Genomic DNA, 15987 nt, shown 5'->3' with positions numbered 1-15987 from the left:
GTTTTCCCGGATGAGGCAGTCAGCTCTTTGAGGCGTAACGCGCGGCATGATTCGCATTTCGACGATCTTCATCGCCATCTGCATGGTTCTGGTCGCGGCCTCGCTCGGGCTTGTCCTCTACTCGGTCGCCGGCATCAGCGGAACCGAATCCGCCATCGTGGCGCTGACCGCGCTGACCTTCCTGATCCTCTACAACGCGGTCTCGATGCGGCTGCGCGACCGCAGTGACGTCGGCGGCCAGATCGCCGACCTCTCGCGCGGCACCGCCGACCTCGCCCGCCAGGTCGCCGAGTTCGGCCGCCGGCTCGCGGCGATGGAGGGGCGCATCGCCTCGGCCAATTCGACCAACTCCGACCGCATCCAGTCAGTGGTCGGCGAGATCAACGAGCTCGGCGGGCTGGTCAGGCAGCTCGCCACCACCGTGTCAGCCCATGAAGACCTCCTGGCCGGGGCCGCGCCGACGCCCGCCCCCGCTCCAGTCGCCCGGCCAGAGCCGGAGGCGCCGCTCGACCTGATTGCGCCCTTCGAGGAGCGGCCGGCCGCCCCTCCGCCACTGCCCGCACCGCCGCCGCGGCCAACACCGGCGATCCAGACCCAGGCCGCCGTTCCGGTTCAGACGGCCAATGGCCGCAACCAGACCCAGTTACTGGCGACCCTGCGCAACGCCATCGACGAGAACCGCATCGACATCTTCCTCCAGCCGATGGTGACGCTGCCGCAGCGCAAGGTGCGGTTCTACGAAGCCGTGACGCGCCTGCGCGACGAGCGCGACCAGCTGATCGCCGCCGAGGAATTCATCAGCATCGCCGAAGCCTCGGGTCTGATCGGACGCATCGACAACATGGTGATGCTGCGCTGCGTGCAGGTGCTGCGGCGCCTGATGGTGCGCAACAAGGATGTCGGCGTGTTCTGCAACGTCGCGGCCTCCACGCTCGGCAATTCCACCAGCTTCGCGCAGTGCCTCGACTTCCTCGAAGCCAACCGGGCGCTGGCGCCCTCGCTGGTGCTGGAGTTCAAGCAGTCGACGTTCCGCAATCTCGGTCCGGCCGAGACCGAGAATCTCGCGGCGCTCGCCCAGCGCGGTTTCCGCTTCTCGATCGACCATGTCACAGACCTCAGGATCGAGCCGCGCGAGCTCGCCGATCGCGGCGTGCGCTTCATCAAGGTGCCGGCGTCCCTCCTGCTCGACCCCAGGCAGGCCTCGACCTCGGACATCCACCCTTCCGACCTCTCCGACCTGCTCGGCCGCTTCGGCATCGACCTGATCGCCGAACGGATCGAGGGCGAGCGCGCAGTGGTCGATTTGCTCGACTATGACGTACGGTTCGGTCAGGGGTTCCTGTTCGCCCCGCCCCGGCCATTGCGGCCCGAGGGGGCATCTGCTACCGGCGGGGCCTCGCCGAACCCGGCGCAGGAAATTCAGGGATCCAATGGCTCCGCTTCTCCCAGCCAAGGCGCGACATCTGGCGCGACGTCTTCAGCGCCTCCAGCCCAACGCATCACCGGCAACGCGGCGCTCGCGCGCCGGATCTGATCGGCCGCACGCATCATGACCACGCTGCATTTCGCCGAAAGCCTGCGCGAGCTCGTGGGCGGCGTTGACGTTGTGCTCAGCGACATCTGGGGCGTGGTCCACAACGGCCTGGAATCCTTTCCCGAGGCCTGCGAGGCGCTGCATACCTATCGCAGCCGCGGCGGTACGGTGATCCTGATCACCAACGCCCCGCGCCCGGCCGACTCCGTCCAACGGCAATTGCGCAAGCTCGGCGTCGCGGACGAGACCTATGACGCGATCGTCTCGTCGGGCGACTTGACGCGGCTCTATGTCGCCGAGCATCCCGGCCGCAAGATGTTCTGGCTCGGACCCGAGCGCGACAACTCGATCTATCGCGGCCTCGATGCGACGACCGCGCCGCTGGAAGAAGCCGACTACATCGTCTGCACCGGCCTCTATGACGACGAGACCGAGACGGCGGAAGACTATCGCGGCATGATGCTGAAGGCGCGCGAGCGCAAGCTGACGCTGGTCTGCGCCAATCCCGATATCGTGGTGGAACGCGGTGACCGGCTGATCTATTGCGCCGGCGCGATCGCGGAACTCTATCGCGAACTCGGCGGCGAGGTGATCTTCTACGGCAAGCCGCATCGCCCGATCTACGAGCGCGCGATGATGCTCGCCGGCGAACGCCAGGGTCACATGATCGACCGGAAGAAGGTGCTGGCGATCGGCGATTCCGTCCGCACCGACCTCACCGGCGCGCGCGAATTCGGCATCGACTGCCTGTTCGTCACCCGCGGCATCCATGCCGAGGAGTTCGAGGGCCTCGACCAGCTCGACCCGAAATCGGTGATGGAGTTGTTCGGTCACCCGCCCAAGGCGCTGATGCGGGAATTGAAGTGGTGACGGTGGAGCCCACGCAGGTGCTGCGGGCTTAGACCAATTGCTTAGACCCAAATGCCGTCATGGCCGGGCTTAGCCGTCCGGAGGACGGTGTCGCTTCCGCTCGCCTACGCCCTGGCCATCCACGTCTTCATTTGCAGGATCCAAGAACGTGGATGCCCGGGACGAGCCCCGGGCATGATGATCTCTATAGAGAGCTGCTATGCGGTCAGGCGGCGCTTACGCGCTCGCCATGTCCGGGAAGACCGCTTCGATCTTGGTCTTCAGCGTCGCCGCGTTGAACGGCTTGACGATGTAGTTGTTCACGCCGGCCTTCTTGGCCGCGATCACGTTCTCGGTCTTCGATTCCGCGGTGATCATGATGAAAGGCGTGGTGGCGAGGTTCGGATCCGCGCGCACTTCGCGCAGCAGGTCGTAACCCGTCATCGGCTCCATGTTCCAATCGGAAATCACGAGCCCGTACTTCTTGCCACGCATCTTGTTCAGCGCCGCCGAACCGTCGCTTGCATCATCGATATTCTCGAAGCCAAGCTGCTTCAGGAGATTCCTGATGATACGGATCATGGTGCTGTAGTCATCAACCACCAGAACCGACATCGACAAATCAACCGCCATCTCGACTCCCCCAACGCAAACCCAGGAAATATTACGATCGGACCTACCGGGGCCGGAGCCCCGCTGTTCCACATTTCAAGGACTAGCACCAAGGCGTTAAACAGCGCGTTAACTGGGGGCGCCTCCGAAGGACTGAAATCACGTTCAATGCGGCCGCTCCCCCTGCCGCTTGACTTCGTCCGGCCGGTCAAGCCACGGTCCGCAGGTCCTGCCGCTTCGAGAATTCCCCTGATGGTCCCGCATTTTACCGTTATCCGCGACACAACGCCGGATTCCGCGATTTTGAGGGGCGCCGTGGTCGCCATGGGCAATTTCGACGGCGTTCATCTCGGCCATCGCGCGGTGATCGCCGCCGCCCTGGAAATGGGCCGGGCGCATGGCCGCCCTGCGCTGGCATTGACCTTCGAGCCGCATCCGCGCCGGTTTTTCAGCCCGAACACTCCGCAATTCCGGCTGACGGACGAGCCGGCCAAGCTGCGGCTTCTGGCCGGAACCGGGCTCGCCGGCGCCGTGGTCATGACCTTCGACAAGGCCAGGGCCGGGACCAGCGCGCAAGACTTCATTCACCATGACCTGATCGGACGCCTCGGCGTCAGCGGCATCGCGGTCGGCTACGACTTCCATTTCGGCAAGGGTCGCGTCGGCTCGCCGAGCCTCCTGGTCAACGAGGCGCCCCGGCTCGGCATCGAGGTCGACGTGCAGGCCCATGTCGACATCGACGAGCGGCCGGTCTCCTCCAGCGCCATCCGGATCGCGCTCGCGGAGGGCCAGATCGACGAGGCCACCACCATGCTGGGCGCGCCCTGGTTCATCACCGGCGAGGTGATCCACGGCGAGAAGCGTGGCCGCGACCTCGGCTATCCCACCGCCAACATCCGCCTCGATGCCAATTGCGGCCTCAAGCACGGCATCTATGCGGTGCGGGTCGGCCACGGCGCCGAGCGGCTGGACGGGGTGGCGAGCTTCGGCCGCCGTCCGACCTTTGATAATGGCGCGCCGCTGCTGGAAATCTTCCTGTTCGACTTCAAGGGCGACCTCTACGGACAAGCGCTCGACTGCGCCTTCGTCGGCTTCATCCGCGAGGAGCTGAAATTCGACAGCCTGGAGGCCCTGATCCGCCAGATGGACGACGATTCCGCCCGCGCCCGCGCCATGCTGGCCGCCGCCCCGGACGCGTTTCCGCGGCTTGGCGTGATCGATTGAGGCCGAAAACCGGTCCCGCCGAACCTTTTGCGCTTCCCCCTCCCGGCTGCTATGGAGAGCCCATGTTTGCGCGGCGCATCATAGGGATTAGCGGCCCGGCTTCCGCCTGAGCCTATAGGTTCGGCGCAAGACCGGGATGTTGTCGTTTCACCCCGCGATTCCAGTCGCTATCCGTTTCCGCGCCCTTCCGAGCCAGTCAGCCCCATGTCCGAAAAGCCGCAAAAGTCCCAAAAGTCTGAAGTCAAAGACTATTCCAAGACCCTTTATTTGCCGCAGACGGATTTCCCGATGCGCGCTGGCCTGCCGCAGCGCGAGCCGGAACTGCTGAAGTATTGGAACGACATCGGCCTCTACGACAAGCTGCGCCGGGAAGCGGAGGGCCGCGCCAAATTCGTGCTGCATGACGGCCCGCCTTACGCCAACGGCAACATCCATATCGGGCACGCGCTGAACAAGATCCTCAAGGACGTCGTGACCAAGAGCCAGCAGATGCTCGGCTTCGACTCCAATTACGTGCCGGGCTGGGACTGCCACGGCCTGCCGATCGAATGGAAGATCGAGGAGGAGAACTACCGCAAGAAGGGCAAGCAGAAGCCCGATTTCCGCGACTCCGCCGCGATGGTGGCGTTCCGCAAGGAATGCCGCGCCTATGCGACGCATTGGATCAACGTGCAGCGCGAGGAGTTCAAGCGGCTCGGCATCATCGGCGATTGGGATCATCCCTATCAGACGATGAGCTATCCGGCCGAAGCGCAGATCGCCCGTGAGCTGATGAAGTTCGCGGCCAACGGCACGCTCTATCGCGGCTCCAAGCCGGTGATGTGGAGCGTGGTCGAGAAGACCGCGCTTGCGGAAGCCGAGGTCGAGTACGAGGACTACACTTCCGACATGGTGTGGGTGAAGTTTCCCGTCACGTCACCGGCACATGGCGCACTCGCCAGTGCCTCGGTCGTGATCTGGACCACCACGCCTTGGACGCTGCCCGGCAACCGCGCGATCTCGTTCTCGCCGAAAATCGCCTACGGCCTCTACAAGGTGACGGATGCGCCCGCCGACAACTGGGCCAGGAACGGCGATCTCCTGATCCTGGCCGATGCGCTCGCCGCAGAGGTGTTCAAGCAGGCGCGCGTCACGTCCTATGAGAAGGTGCGCGACATTCCCGGCGACACGCTGGACGCCGTGGAATGCGCCCATCCCCTCCGCGGCTTCGGTGGCGGTTACGAGTTCATCGTGCCGTTGCTCGCCGGCGAGCATGTCACCGACGACACCGGCACAGGCTTCGTGCACACCGCGCCGAGCCACGGCCGCGAGGACTTCGACGTCTGGACGGCCAACACCCGCGAGCTCGATGCGCGCGGCATCCCGACCGCGATCCCCTACACCGTCGACGAGAACGGCGCCTACACGGCGCAGGCCCCCGGCTTCACCGGCAAGCGCGTGCTCAACGACAAGGGCGAGAAGGGCGATGCCAACGAGGCCGTGATCAAGGCGCTGATCGAGGGCGGCAAGCTGCTCGCCCGCGGCCGCCTCAAGCATCAATATCCGCACTCCTGGCGCTCGAAGAAGCCGGTGATCTTCCGCAACACGCCGCAATGGTTCATCGCGATGGACAAGGACATCAGCGAGGACGGCCATGCGAAGAAGGGCGACACGCTGCGCGCCCGCGCGCTGCATGCGATCTCGGTCACGCAATGGGTGCCGCCGTCGGGCGAGAACCGCATCAACGGCATGATCGCCAACCGTCCGGACTGGGTGATCTCGCGCCAGCGCGCCTGGGGCGTGCCGATCGCCGTGTTCGTGCGCGAGAAGAGCGACGGCTCGGCCGAGATCCTGCAGGACGAGATCGTCAACCAGCGCATCACCGAAGCCTTCATGGAGGAAGGCGCCGACGCCTGGTACATGGACGGCGCCCGCGAACGCTTCCTAGGGTCCCGCGCGAGCGAGGACTGGAAGAAGGTCGACGACATCTGCGACGTCTGGTTCGATTCAGGCTCCACGCACGCCTTCGTACTCGAGGATCGCCAGAACTTCCCGCAGCTCGGCAACATCGTCCGCAAGATCGACGGCGGCAACGACACCGTGATGTATCTGGAAGGCAGCGACCAGCATCGCGGCTGGTTTCATTCCTCGCTGCTGGAAAGCGCAGGCACGCGGGGCCGCGCGCCCTACGACGTCGTGCTCACCCACGGCTTCACGCTCGACGAGAACGGCCGCAAGATGTCGAAGTCGCTCGGCAACACCGTCGAGCCGCAGAAGGTGATCAAGGATTCGGGCGCGGACATCCTGCGCCTGTGGGTCTGCGCCACCGACTATGCCGACGACCAGCGCATCGGCCCGGAGATCCTGAAGAACACGATCGAGACCTATCGCAAGCTGCGCAACTCGATCCGCTGGATGCTCGGTACGCTGCATCACTTCAAGGCGAGCGAGAAGGTCGCCTATGCCGAGATGCCCGAGCTCGAGCGGCTGATGCTGCACGAACTGGCCGGCCATGCCGAAACCGTTCGCACGGCCTATGCCGCCTTCGACTACAAGACCGTCGTCGCAAGCCTCGCGGCCTTCATGAACTCCGAGCTGTCGGCGTTCTACTTCGATATCCGCAAGGACACGCTCTATTGCGACCCGCCGTCCTCGCCGGCGCGCAAGGCCGCGCTCACCACGATCGACCTGTTGTGCGATGCGCTCCTGAAATGGCTTGCGCCGATCCTGAGCTTCACGACCGACGAAGCCTGGCGCATGTTCCGGCCAAACGCGGAGCCTTCCGTCCATCTAACCCTGTTTCCCGAAGGCATCGAGAAGCTCCGTGACGACAGGCTCGCCGCGAAGTGGGAGACGATCCGCAACGTCCGCCGCGTCGTCACCGGCGCGCTGGAGCTCGAACGCGCCGCCAAGAACATCGGCTCGTCGCTCGAGGCCTCGCCGGTGATCTATGTCGCCGACCGCGACATGCTGGCGACGCTGTTCGACACCGATCTCGCCGAGGTCTGCATCACCTCGAACTACGAGGTGCGTGAGGGCGAGGCGCCGGCGGGCGCATTCCGTCTCGATGCGGTGCCCGGCGTCGCGGTCGTCGTCGAGAAGGCGGTCGGCACCAAATGCGCCCGCTCCTGGAAGATCTCGCCGACGGTCGGTGAAGACCCTGAATACCCCGACGTCACCCCGCGCGACGCCCAGGCGCTGCGCGAATGGAAGGCGCTGGGGGTGGGGGTCTGATCCCCGGCCATGACCCCGCTTCGCGCCGGCATCCTCGCGGCCGTGGTCACGCTGGTGGCCGACCAGGCCTCAAAGCTTTGGCTCCTGAACGTGTTCGACCTCGCCCGTCGCGGCGTGGTGAAGGTGACGCCGTTCTTCGACCTGGTGCTGGCCTGGAACATCGGGATCAGCTTCGGCTGGCTCCAGAACGATGGCCAGTCGGCGCAGATCGCGCTGATGGCGGTCAAGGTCGTCGCCGTGGTCGCTCTCGCCATCTGGATGGCCCGCTCGCACACCCTGCTTGCCACGATCGCCCTCGGGCTGATCATCGGCGGCGCGATCGGCAATGGCATCGACCGCTTCGCCTACGGCGCGGTGGTCGATTTCGCCCTGTTCCACATCGAGATCGGTGGAAATACCTATAATTGGTACGTGTTTAACCTCGCTGACGTGGCCATCGTTGTCGGGGTGGCGGCGCTATTGTATGATTCCTTCCTGGGGGTACCCGCCGCAAAAGCGCCCTGATCCCGGCCGATACGGACCGGCAGGTGGAACCCTGCTTTTTGCGAGGATTGGCCGCGTACGAGCGGCAAAGTGCAGCAATCTGCCACAATATGGAACAGGTACAGTGATGCGCAGCTCCGAGACCAGCGGTTCGATGGTTCGAGATCCCAAAGCGGGGTTCTGGCGGGCGTTGAAATTGTCCGCTGTCATGCTCGGCATCGGCCTCGTCATGACGGCTGGCCCGGTCCGCGCCGGTGACGACGACGAGGATGATGACGGGATGACCTTCGAAGAGAAGATCATCGACAATCTGATGTCCGGCATCGGTGCCAAGAGCATGGAAAAGCCCGGCATCGAATATCGCGAGCGCTCCCCGCTGGTCGTGCCGCCCAAGCTGGACCTGCCGCCTCCCGCGACCCAGGCCAAGAATGCACCGAACTGGCCCAAGGACCCCGAGGAGAAGCGCCGCAAGGAAGCCATTGCCGCACGCAAGAAGGCTACCAAGGCAACGGAAAACTGGCAGGCCGCCCAGCCTCTGACGCCCGCTGAGATGAAGGCCGGCGAGGTCGCCGCAGCCCCCCGTACAAGCAATGACCCGATCCAGCCGGGTACCAACGGCAACCCGTCGCTCAGTCCCGCCGAACTCGGCTACGCCGGTGGTCTGTGGAACATGATGAAGGGCGGCAACAGCTCCGAAGAGAAGAAATTCACCAGCGAACCGCCGCGTTCGTCGCTGGTCGAGCCGCCGCCGGGCTACCAGACGCCGTCCCCGAACTACGCCTATGGCGCCGGGCCGGACAAGTCGCGCCGGACCTATTTCGACATCATGTCGGGCAAGGACAAGGAATAATACCGCTCCTGCCCCACCGCGACATCCTGACAGGCGCATCCTGGCACCGGCGGCTTACGCACGCCGGACGCAGTCTGCATATTGCTTATCAGTAACTTGCCTAAGCGTTGAGTTCTCTGCTTCGTGACGCGAAGCCTCAGCCGCACGGTGTAGCATGCCGTGCCTCCGAGCCGGACATCCGGGCTCGGCCTTTTCATAAGGATCATGATGTCCTCTTACCGATCGGCCGCCTGCCTCCTTGCCGCGCTGCTTTCGACGAGTGTCCTCTCAGCGAGCGCCGCCCTCGCCCAGACCACGGTGACATCGGCTCCGCCCGCCAGCTTCACGCTCGCCAACGGCATGCAGGTCGTGGTGATCCCGGACCATCGCACACCCGTGGTCACGGAGATGATCTGGTACAAGGTCGGCTCGGCCGACGAGACGCCGGGCAAATCTGGGCTCGCGCACTTCCTCGAACATCTGATGTTCAAGGGCACCTCGAAGCATCCGGTCGGCGAATTCTCCCAGACCGTGCTCCGCGTCGGCGGCAACGAGAACGCCTCGACCTCGGTCGACTACACCAACTACTACCAGCGCGTGCCGAAAGAGCAGCTGCCGACCATGATGGAGTTCGAGGCCGATCGCATGACCGGCCTGATCCTCAAGGACGAGAACGTGCTGCCCGAGCGCGACGTCGTGCTCGAAGAGTACAACATGCGGGTCGCCAACAATCCGGATGCGCGGCTCAACGAGCAGATCATGGCCGCGCTCTATCTCAATCATCCCTACGGCCGACCGGTGATCGGCTGGCACCAGGAGATCGAGAAGCTCGACCGCGAGGATGCGCTCGCCTTCTACCGCCGCTTCTACGCGCCGAACAACGCGATCCTCGTGATCGCCGGCGACGTGGAAGCCGCCGACATCCGCCCGCTGGTCGAGCGGAATTTCGGCTCCATTCCGGCCCAGCCCGCGATCCCGGCGCGCCGCGTCCGCCCGCAGGAGCCGGAGCCGGCGGCGCCGCGCACGGTCACGCTGGCCGACCCGCGCGTCGAGCAGCCGAGCCTGCGCCGCTACTATCTCGTACCGTCGGCGACGACCGCCGCGGCCGGTGAAAGCGCCGCCCTCGACGTGCTGGCGCAGCTGATGGGCAGCGGCAGCAATTCCTATCTCTACCGCGCGCTCGTGGTCGACAAGCCGCTCGCGGTCTCCGCCAGCGCAAGCTATTCGAGCATCTCGCTCGACCCGACCCAGTTTGCGATCTCGGCCTCACCGAAACCGGGCGTCAGCTTTGCCGATGTCGAGCAAGTGGTCGACGGCGTCATCGCCGACATCGCACAAAACCCGATCCGCGCCGAGGACCTCGAGCGGGTCAAGACCCAGCTCATTGCGGAAGCGATCTACGCCCAGGACAACCAGGCGGTGCTGGCGCGCTGGTATGGCGGCGCGCTGACCACGGGCCTCTCGATCGAGGACATCAGGAGCTGGCCCGACCGCATTCGCGCGGTCACCGCCGACCAGGTTCGCGCTGTCGCGCAGAAATGGCTCGAGAAGAAGCGCTCGGTGACGGGCTATCTGATCAAGGACACCAGTGCCGCCAAGCGCGAGGAGAAGCGTTCGTGACCTATCCCTTCCTTCGACGCGTTGCATTCTCGCTTGCCACCGGCGCGGCACTCGCGCTGGCTACGGTCTCGCCGTCACAGGCGGCTGCAAAAATCCAGCACCTGACTTCGCCGGGCGGCATCGAAGCCTGGTTCGTACAGGATGCGACCGTGCCGCTGATCGCCATGGAATATTCCTTTGCCGGCGGCTCGGCGCAGGATCCCAAGGACAAGTCCGGCGTCGCCAATCTGGTCGGCGACCTCCTCGACGAAGGCTCCGGCGATCTCGACTCCAAGACCTTCCATGAGCGGCTCGATCGCCGCGCCATCGAGCTCTCCTTCAGCGCCACCCGCGACACCTTTCGCGGCAGCCTGCGGATGCTGCGCGACAACAAGGACGAAGCCTTCGACCTGCTCAGGAGCGCGCTGACCTCGCCGCATTTCGACACCGTCGACGTCGAGCGCATCCGCTCACAGGTGATCTCGGGCCTGCGCCGCGAGACCACCAATCCGTCGTCGCTGGCGAGCCGCAAATTCCTCGAGGTCGCGTTCGGCGACCATCCCTATGGCCGGCAGACCAATGGCACGCTGGACAGCGTGCCGACCATCACGGTCGCCGACATGAAGGATTATGTCGGCCGCGTGATTGCGAAGGACGGGCTGAAGATCGCGGTGGTCGGCGACGTCGATCCGGCCACGCTCGGCAAACTGCTCGACCACACTTTTGGTAGCCTGCCCGCAAAGGCCAATCTCACGCCGGTCGCCGACGTCGAGGCGGCAAAACCGCCGCAGCGCGCCTTCGTGCCGCTCGACGTGCCCCAGACCGTGATCACCTTCGGCGGCCCCGGCGTGAAGCGCAGCGATCCGAACTTCATGGCCGCCTATGTCGTCAACCACATCCTGGGCGGCGGCGGATTGTCCTCGCGGCTCTATCGCGAGGTGCGCGAGAAGCGCGGGCTGGCTTATTCCGTGTTCGAATCGCTGCTCTGGATGGAGCATTCGGCGGTCTTCATCGGCAACACCGGCACCCGCGCCGACCGTGCCGGCGACACCATCGACGCCATCGACAAGGAAGTGCGCCGCATCGCCGAGGAGGGCCCGACGCAGAAGGAGCTCGACGAGGCCAAGTCCTACCTCAAGGGCTCCCAGATGCTGGCGCTGGATACCTCCTCGAAGCTCGCGCAGGCGCTGCTGCAATACCAGCAGGACAAGCTGCCGATCGACTATATCGAGAAGCGCAACGCCATCGTCGACGCGGTGACACTGGACGACGCCAAGGCCGCCGCCAAGCGCCTCTGGGGCCAGGGCCTCCTGACCGTGGTCGTTGGCCGCGCCCCACAGGCCGCCGCGCAACCGGCCGCGGCACCGGCGACGAAGTCGAACTAACGTCCCCTGACGTTTTCCTGAAATGGCCGGGCTCGCCCGGCCATTTGCGTTTCCAGGATGCGCCATTGCCGAACGTGGACGTCCGCGATATGTCCGGACATCACGAATGGTGCCATCATGCTGCGGATATCCCGCGATCTCGTCATCGACGAGGACGATATCGAGATCGGCTTTGTCCGCGCCTCCGGCCCGGGCGGGCAGAACGTCAACAAGGTCTCGACCTCGGCCCAGCTGCGCTTCGACACGCGCAAGCTGACCTTGCCGGAGGATGCGGCGATCCGGCTCGCCCGCATTGCCGGCCAGCGCATGACCAAGGACGGCGTGATCGTGATCCACGCCCAGCGCTTCCGCACCCAGGAGCGTAACCGCCAGGACGCCATCGACCGGCTCGTCGAGATCCTGACCGAGGCGATGATACGGCCGAAGCCGCGCCGCGCCACGCGGCCGACCTTTGGCTCCAAGCAGCGCCGGCTCGACGGCAAGAAGCGCCGCAGCGACATCAAGGCTGGGCGCGGCGGCGGCCGCTTCGACGACTAGCAAAGCCGATCCAGTCAAAAAAACTCCGGCCGCAGGGCGACCGGAGTTTGCTTGCTTCACCCGACGGGACTAGTAACGCTTGCCCGGCGCTGCACCGCCCGTCGCGGAATCGTCGGCGGTTCCCTTATGCGCAGCGCTACCGGTGGTGCCGACCGTGCCCTTGGTGCCTTTGGTCGACTTCATACCCGTCTTCTCGCCCGCCGCGCCCGGCTGAGCATTCATCTCCTCATCCCCGCTGCCCATTGTGCTGCCTTGCATCGGTTTGCCTTGCACGGTGCCGCCTGTTTTGGCGGGTGGCGCGCCTTGCGCGAGAACGGGCGTCGCAATGAGAGCCGACAGGGCGCATGCGATCATCGAGGTCTTCACCAACTTCATCCATTTCTCCTGGATTATTCCGCGACGAATGGCTCGGCTGCATCCTGCGCCGCTCACCTGCACCGGGTCATTGCATCGCGTAGAGAGTTCAAGCGGCGCGGTCGTCATGCAATGCGCATGGTGTGGTGATCGTTTAGGGATTTGACGGCGGTTTCGCGGAATTGTGCTCCGCATATAAGGCATTGCGGAACACACGCAGCCACCAGTGTCTCCGCGCGCAGCGAAACAGCCCGCTACTACCACCGCATCTTTGACGCCGCCTAGAGTTTGCGCACGTTGATGTGGATGGGCGGATTCTTGGCGATGCGCGCAATCGTGCTGGGATTGTGCACCGCGATGGTGCTGGTGGTGCGGGTTGCCGATGCGCAAATGCCCTCGCCGGCCGCCAAGCAGCCGGATGGCGCGACACTGTTCAAGCAGCAATGCGCGGTGTGCCACACACTCACCCAGTCGGAACCGATGCGGCAAGGCCCGCCGCTGGTGAAGGTCGTCGGCCGTCCCGCCGGCAAGAGCGAAGGTTTTAAATACTCGGAGCCGCTATCGAAAGCGGACTTCGCCTGGGACGAGACCAAGCTCGACGCCTGGCTGAGCAATCCGCAAGCCGTCATTCCCGGCGTGACCATGGTCTACCGGCAGGCGAAGCCGGAAACGCGCGCCGCCATCATCGCTTTTCTCAAGGAGCAGAACTGAATGGCAAAGCCCGTTCATTCCATGATCCGCGTGCTCGACGAGGCCCGCTCGCTCGACTTCTACAAGCGCGCCTTCGGCCTGGAGGTCGCCGGCCACCTGAAATTTTCCGACTTTGCCCTGATCTACCTGCGTCACCCCTCCTCACCTTTCGAGGTCGAGCTGACCGTGAATTTCGACCGCAAGGAGCCGTACCAGCTCGGCGACGGCTACGGACATATTGCCGTGGTGGTCGAGGATCTCGATGCCGAACATGCCCGATTCGAGCGCGAGAAGCTCGCACCGGGACCGCTGCGCGACTTCAAGCACGATGGCAGGACGCTGGCGCGCTTCTTCTTCGTCAGCGATCCCGATGGCTATAAGATCGAGGTGATCCAGCGAGGGGGTCGTTTCGGCTGATCAAAATCACAAGATCCAAATCACAAAATCTACGGAGGAATGCCATGAGAGAAGTCGATCGTCGAAGCAAGCACAGCCGCCGCGTCTTTCTCAAGGGCGCGGCGACCGCCGTGCCGGTCGTCGCTGTCGCGACCAGCGTCGCCGTCAGCATCGAAGATGCCTGGGCCGATGATGCCAGCACGCTCTCGCCGGCGACGATGAAGACGCTGCTGAAGGTCGCGCGCGACATCTATCCGCACGATGTCCTCGGCGACAGCTACTACATCACAGCGATCAAGCCGTGGGACGGCAAGGCGGCCAAAGACCCCGCCGTCAAATCACTGATCAGCGACGGCATCACGCGGCTCGACCAGAATGCACGGGATCGCCACAAGCTCGCTTACGCCGAAGTGCCATGGGAAGCCGACCGCGTGGTGCTGCTGACGGAGATCGAGCAGAGCGACTTCTTCCAGAAGGTGCGCGGCGATCTCGTCGTGTCGCTCTACAACCAGAAAGAGGTCTGGCCGCGCTTCGGCTACGAGGGCTCCTCCGCCGAGCACGGCGGCTACATCAACCGCGGCTTTGCCGACATCGACTGGCTGCCGAAGGCTTAAGACTCACCCAACGGTTCAGGAGAACGCATATGGCAAAATTCGATCTGAACGACTCCAGCGTTGTGGTGATCGTCGGCTCCGGTGCCGGCGGCGGCACGCTGGGCAACGAGCTCGCGCAGAAGGGCGTCAAGGTGGTGATCCTCGAAGCGGGTCCCCGCATCGAGAACCAGGATTTCGTCAACGACGAGTGGGAGAGCTTTTCCCAGCTCGCCTGGACCGATGCCCGCACCACGTCGGGGACCTGGCGCGTCGCCAAGGATTTCGCGGGCCTTCCCGCCTGGATCGTCAAGGCGGTCGGCGGCTCGACGACGCATTGGGCCGGCGCGTCGCTGCGCTTTGACGAGCACGAGTTCAAGGTCAAGAGCGCCTACGGCAACATTCCAGGCGCGAACCTGCTGGACTGGCCGGTCACGCTGGCGGAGATGGAGCCGTGGTACGCCAAGGCCGAGAACAAGATGGGTGTAACCCGCACCAACGGCATTCCCGGACTTCCCGGCAACAATAATTTCAAGGTGCTGGAGGCCGGCGCCAAGAAGCTCGGCTACAAGACCGTGCACACCGGCAACATGGCGATCAACAGCCAGCCGCGCGACGGCCGCGGCGCCTGCCAGCAGATCGGCTTCTGCTTCCAGGGCTGCAAATCCGGCGCGAAATGGTCGACGCTCTACACCGAGATCCCCAAGGGCGAGGCGACCGGCAATCTCGAGGTGCGGCCGAGCAGCATGGCGGTCAAGATCGAGCACGACGCCGGCGGTAAGGTCACCGGCGTCGTGTATGCCGACGAGAGTGGCGCGATGCAGCGCCAGAAGGCGCGCATCGTTGCGGTCGCCGGCAATTCGATCGAGAGCCCGCGGCTGCTCCTAAACAGTGCCTCGACCATGTTCCCCGATGGCCTCGGCAATTCATCGGGCCAGGTCGGCCGCAACTACATGCGGCACATGACCGGCAGCGTCTACGCCGTGTTCGAGAAATCCGTGCACATGTATCGCGGCACCACCATGGCCGGCATCATTCGCGACGAGGCCGCCAACAATCCGAAGCGCGGCTTCGTCGGCGGCTACGAGATGGAGACGCTGTCGATCGGCTTGCCGTTCATGGCGGCCTTCCTCAATCCCGGCGCCTGGGGCCGTCCGTTCACCGCCGCGCTCGACGGCTATCCCAGGATGGCCGGCATGTGGCTGGTCGGCGAGGACATGCCGCAGGAGACCAACCGCATCACGCTCGACCCAAGCGTGAAGGACAAGTTCGGCCAAGCGGTCGCGAGCGTGCATTTTGACGACCATCCCAACGACCTCGCGATGCGCGCACATGCCTACAAGCAGGGTGCGGCGGTCTACGACGCCGTCGGCGCCACCGTGACCTATCCGACGCCACCCTATCCGAGCACGCACAATCTCGGCACCAACAGGATGAGCGAGAAGCCGCGGGATGGCGTGGTCAACAAGTTCGGACAGAGCCACGACGTCAAGAACCTGTTCGTCTCCGACGGCAGCCAGTTCACCAGCGGCGCGGCCTGCAACCCGACCCTGACCATCGTCGCACTCGCGATCCGCCAGGCGGATTACATGGCGGGTGCGATGCAGAAGAAGGAGATCTGACGTCGGGCGTTATCGGCTCCGCATGGAGCCCACCGCTCTCTCCCCGTCATTGCGAGCGAAGCGAAGCAAT

Annotated in this window: 15 protein-coding genes; 13 read left to right on the top strand and 2 right to left on the bottom strand. The window is 64.8% G+C overall.

Translation table 11 applies throughout. The features are described 5' to 3' along the window. The first annotated feature begins 46 nt into the window (after positions 1–46). Together OWC48_RS22985 and OWC48_RS22980 are read left to right on the top strand one after the other, a co-directional pair. Positions 47–1534 carry an EAL domain-containing protein gene (locus tag OWC48_RS22985; protein WP_282521997.1) on the top strand — a complete coding sequence of 496 codons (1488 nt, stop codon included), beginning with the start codon at positions 47–49 and terminating at the stop codon, positions 1532–1534. A gap of 15 nt (positions 1535–1549) precedes the next feature. Continuing rightward, positions 1550–2404: a TIGR01459 family HAD-type hydrolase gene (locus OWC48_RS22980; protein ID WP_014491965.1), complete on the top strand. Its 855-nt coding sequence runs from the start codon at positions 1550–1552 to the stop codon at positions 2402–2404. A gap of 216 nt (positions 2405–2620) precedes the next feature. Here the strand turns inward: OWC48_RS22980 and OWC48_RS22975 are convergent, their stop codons facing one another. Next, entirely contained in the window at positions 2621–3016 is a 396-nt protein-coding gene (locus tag OWC48_RS22975; RefSeq protein ID WP_007596883.1) for a response regulator, read from the bottom strand. 231 nt (positions 3017–3247) lie between these two features. On the opposite strand from OWC48_RS22975, the gene OWC48_RS22970 reads away from it, so the two are divergent. The 7 genes from OWC48_RS22970 to arfB all read left to right on the top strand — a co-directional run bounded on the left by OWC48_RS22970 (position 3248) and on the right by arfB (position 12265). Next, a complete protein-coding gene (locus tag OWC48_RS22970; RefSeq protein ID WP_282521996.1) occupies positions 3248–4219 on the top strand; it encodes a bifunctional riboflavin kinase/FAD synthetase in 972 nt (323 codons plus the stop codon). Positions 4220–4423: 204 nt separating this feature from the next. Continuing rightward, entirely contained in the window at positions 4424–7432 is a 3009-nt protein-coding gene (gene ileS / locus OWC48_RS22965; RefSeq protein WP_282521995.1) for an isoleucine--tRNA ligase, read from the top strand. A 9-nt stretch (positions 7433–7441) separates the two neighbouring features. Beyond that, positions 7442–7936 carry a signal peptidase II gene (lspA, locus tag OWC48_RS22960; protein WP_166344691.1) on the top strand — a complete coding sequence of 165 codons (495 nt, stop codon included), beginning with the start codon at positions 7442–7444 and terminating at the stop codon, positions 7934–7936. 106 nt (positions 7937–8042) lie between these two features. Further along, positions 8043–8765 carry a hypothetical protein gene (locus tag OWC48_RS22955; protein ID WP_282522121.1) on the top strand — a complete coding sequence of 241 codons (723 nt, stop codon included), beginning with the start codon at positions 8043–8045 and terminating at the stop codon, positions 8763–8765. Positions 8766–8969: 204 nt separating this feature from the next. Beyond that, positions 8970–10364, top strand: a complete 1395-nt coding sequence (locus tag OWC48_RS22950) for a M16 family metallopeptidase (protein ID WP_404979817.1) — start codon at positions 8970–8972, stop codon at positions 10362–10364. Next, positions 10361–11728, top strand: coding sequence for a pitrilysin family protein (locus OWC48_RS22945; protein ID WP_282521993.1), 1368 nt, complete (start codon positions 10361–10363; stop codon positions 11726–11728). The genes OWC48_RS22950 and OWC48_RS22945 overlap by 4 nt, the downstream gene beginning before the upstream one ends. Positions 11729–11845: 117 nt before the next feature. Beyond that, positions 11846–12265 (top strand): alternative ribosome rescue aminoacyl-tRNA hydrolase ArfB, encoded by a 420-nt coding sequence (arfB, locus tag OWC48_RS22940; protein ID WP_282521992.1) that lies wholly within the window; start codon positions 11846–11848, stop codon positions 12263–12265. A 69-nt stretch (positions 12266–12334) separates the two neighbouring features. Here the strand turns inward: arfB and OWC48_RS22935 are convergent, their stop codons facing one another. Further along, complete coding sequence (locus OWC48_RS22935) at positions 12335–12640, bottom strand: hypothetical protein (RefSeq protein WP_282521991.1); 306 nt, start codon at positions 12638–12640, stop codon at positions 12335–12337. Positions 12641–12943: 303 nt separating this feature from the next. Here OWC48_RS22935 and OWC48_RS22930 point away from each other — a divergent pair, with 303 nt between their 5' ends. The 4 genes from OWC48_RS22930 to OWC48_RS22915 are packed head-to-tail and all read left to right on the top strand — an operon-like array spanning position 12944 to position 15917. Beyond that, the gene (locus OWC48_RS22930) at positions 12944–13330 is read left to right on the top strand and encodes a c-type cytochrome (RefSeq protein ID WP_282521990.1); all 387 of its coding nucleotides are present in this window, start codon (positions 12944–12946) and stop codon (positions 13328–13330) included. Continuing rightward, entirely contained in the window at positions 13331–13726 is a 396-nt protein-coding gene (locus OWC48_RS22925; RefSeq protein ID WP_282521989.1) for a VOC family protein, read from the top strand. A gap of 44 nt (positions 13727–13770) precedes the next feature. Then, positions 13771–14319, top strand: a complete 549-nt coding sequence (locus tag OWC48_RS22920; protein WP_282521988.1) for a gluconate 2-dehydrogenase subunit 3 family protein — start codon at positions 13771–13773, stop codon at positions 14317–14319. A gap of 29 nt (positions 14320–14348) precedes the next feature. After that, positions 14349–15917, top strand: coding sequence for a GMC family oxidoreductase (locus OWC48_RS22915; protein WP_282521987.1), 1569 nt, complete (start codon positions 14349–14351; stop codon positions 15915–15917). The last annotated feature ends 70 nt before the right edge of the window (positions 15918–15987 follow it).

The organism is Bradyrhizobium sp. Arg816, from assembly GCF_029989365.1.
In the GTDB taxonomy this organism is placed as follows: domain Bacteria; phylum Pseudomonadota; class Alphaproteobacteria; order Rhizobiales; family Xanthobacteraceae; genus Bradyrhizobium.
The sequence above is the reverse complement of the archived record's forward strand: the minus strand, read 5'-3'. Positions and strand labels throughout refer to the sequence as shown.

Coding starts and splice junctions, on each gene's coding strand:
- OWC48_RS22985 (WP_282521997.1), top strand. CDS start 47: ATGATTCGCATTTCGACGATCTTCATCGCCATCTGCATGGTTCTGGTC.
- OWC48_RS22950 (WP_404979817.1), top strand. CDS start 8,970: ATGATGTCCTCTTACCGATCGGCCGCCTGCCTCCTTGCCGCGCTGCTT.
- OWC48_RS22925 (WP_282521989.1), top strand. CDS start 13,331: ATGGCAAAGCCCGTTCATTCCATGATCCGCGTGCTCGACGAGGCCCGC.
- ileS (WP_282521995.1), top strand. CDS start 4,424: ATGTCCGAAAAGCCGCAAAAGTCCCAAAAGTCTGAAGTCAAAGACTAT.
- OWC48_RS22970 (WP_282521996.1), top strand. CDS start 3,248: ATGGTCCCGCATTTTACCGTTATCCGCGACACAACGCCGGATTCCGCG.
- arfB (WP_282521992.1), top strand. CDS start 11,846: ATGCTGCGGATATCCCGCGATCTCGTCATCGACGAGGACGATATCGAG.
- OWC48_RS22920 (WP_282521988.1), top strand. CDS start 13,771: ATGAGAGAAGTCGATCGTCGAAGCAAGCACAGCCGCCGCGTCTTTCTC.
- OWC48_RS22915 (WP_282521987.1), top strand. CDS start 14,349: ATGGCAAAATTCGATCTGAACGACTCCAGCGTTGTGGTGATCGTCGGC.
- OWC48_RS22980 (WP_014491965.1), top strand. CDS start 1,550: ATGACCACGCTGCATTTCGCCGAAAGCCTGCGCGAGCTCGTGGGCGGC.
- lspA (WP_166344691.1), top strand. CDS start 7,442: ATGACCCCGCTTCGCGCCGGCATCCTCGCGGCCGTGGTCACGCTGGTG.
- OWC48_RS22935 (WP_282521991.1), bottom strand. CDS start 12,640: ATGAAGTTGGTGAAGACCTCGATGATCGCATGCGCCCTGTCGGCTCTC.
- OWC48_RS22955 (WP_282522121.1), top strand. CDS start 8,043: ATGCGCAGCTCCGAGACCAGCGGTTCGATGGTTCGAGATCCCAAAGCG.
- OWC48_RS22975 (WP_007596883.1), bottom strand. CDS start 3,016: ATGGCGGTTGATTTGTCGATGTCGGTTCTGGTGGTTGATGACTACAGC.
- OWC48_RS22930 (WP_282521990.1), top strand. CDS start 12,944: ATGCGCGCAATCGTGCTGGGATTGTGCACCGCGATGGTGCTGGTGGTG.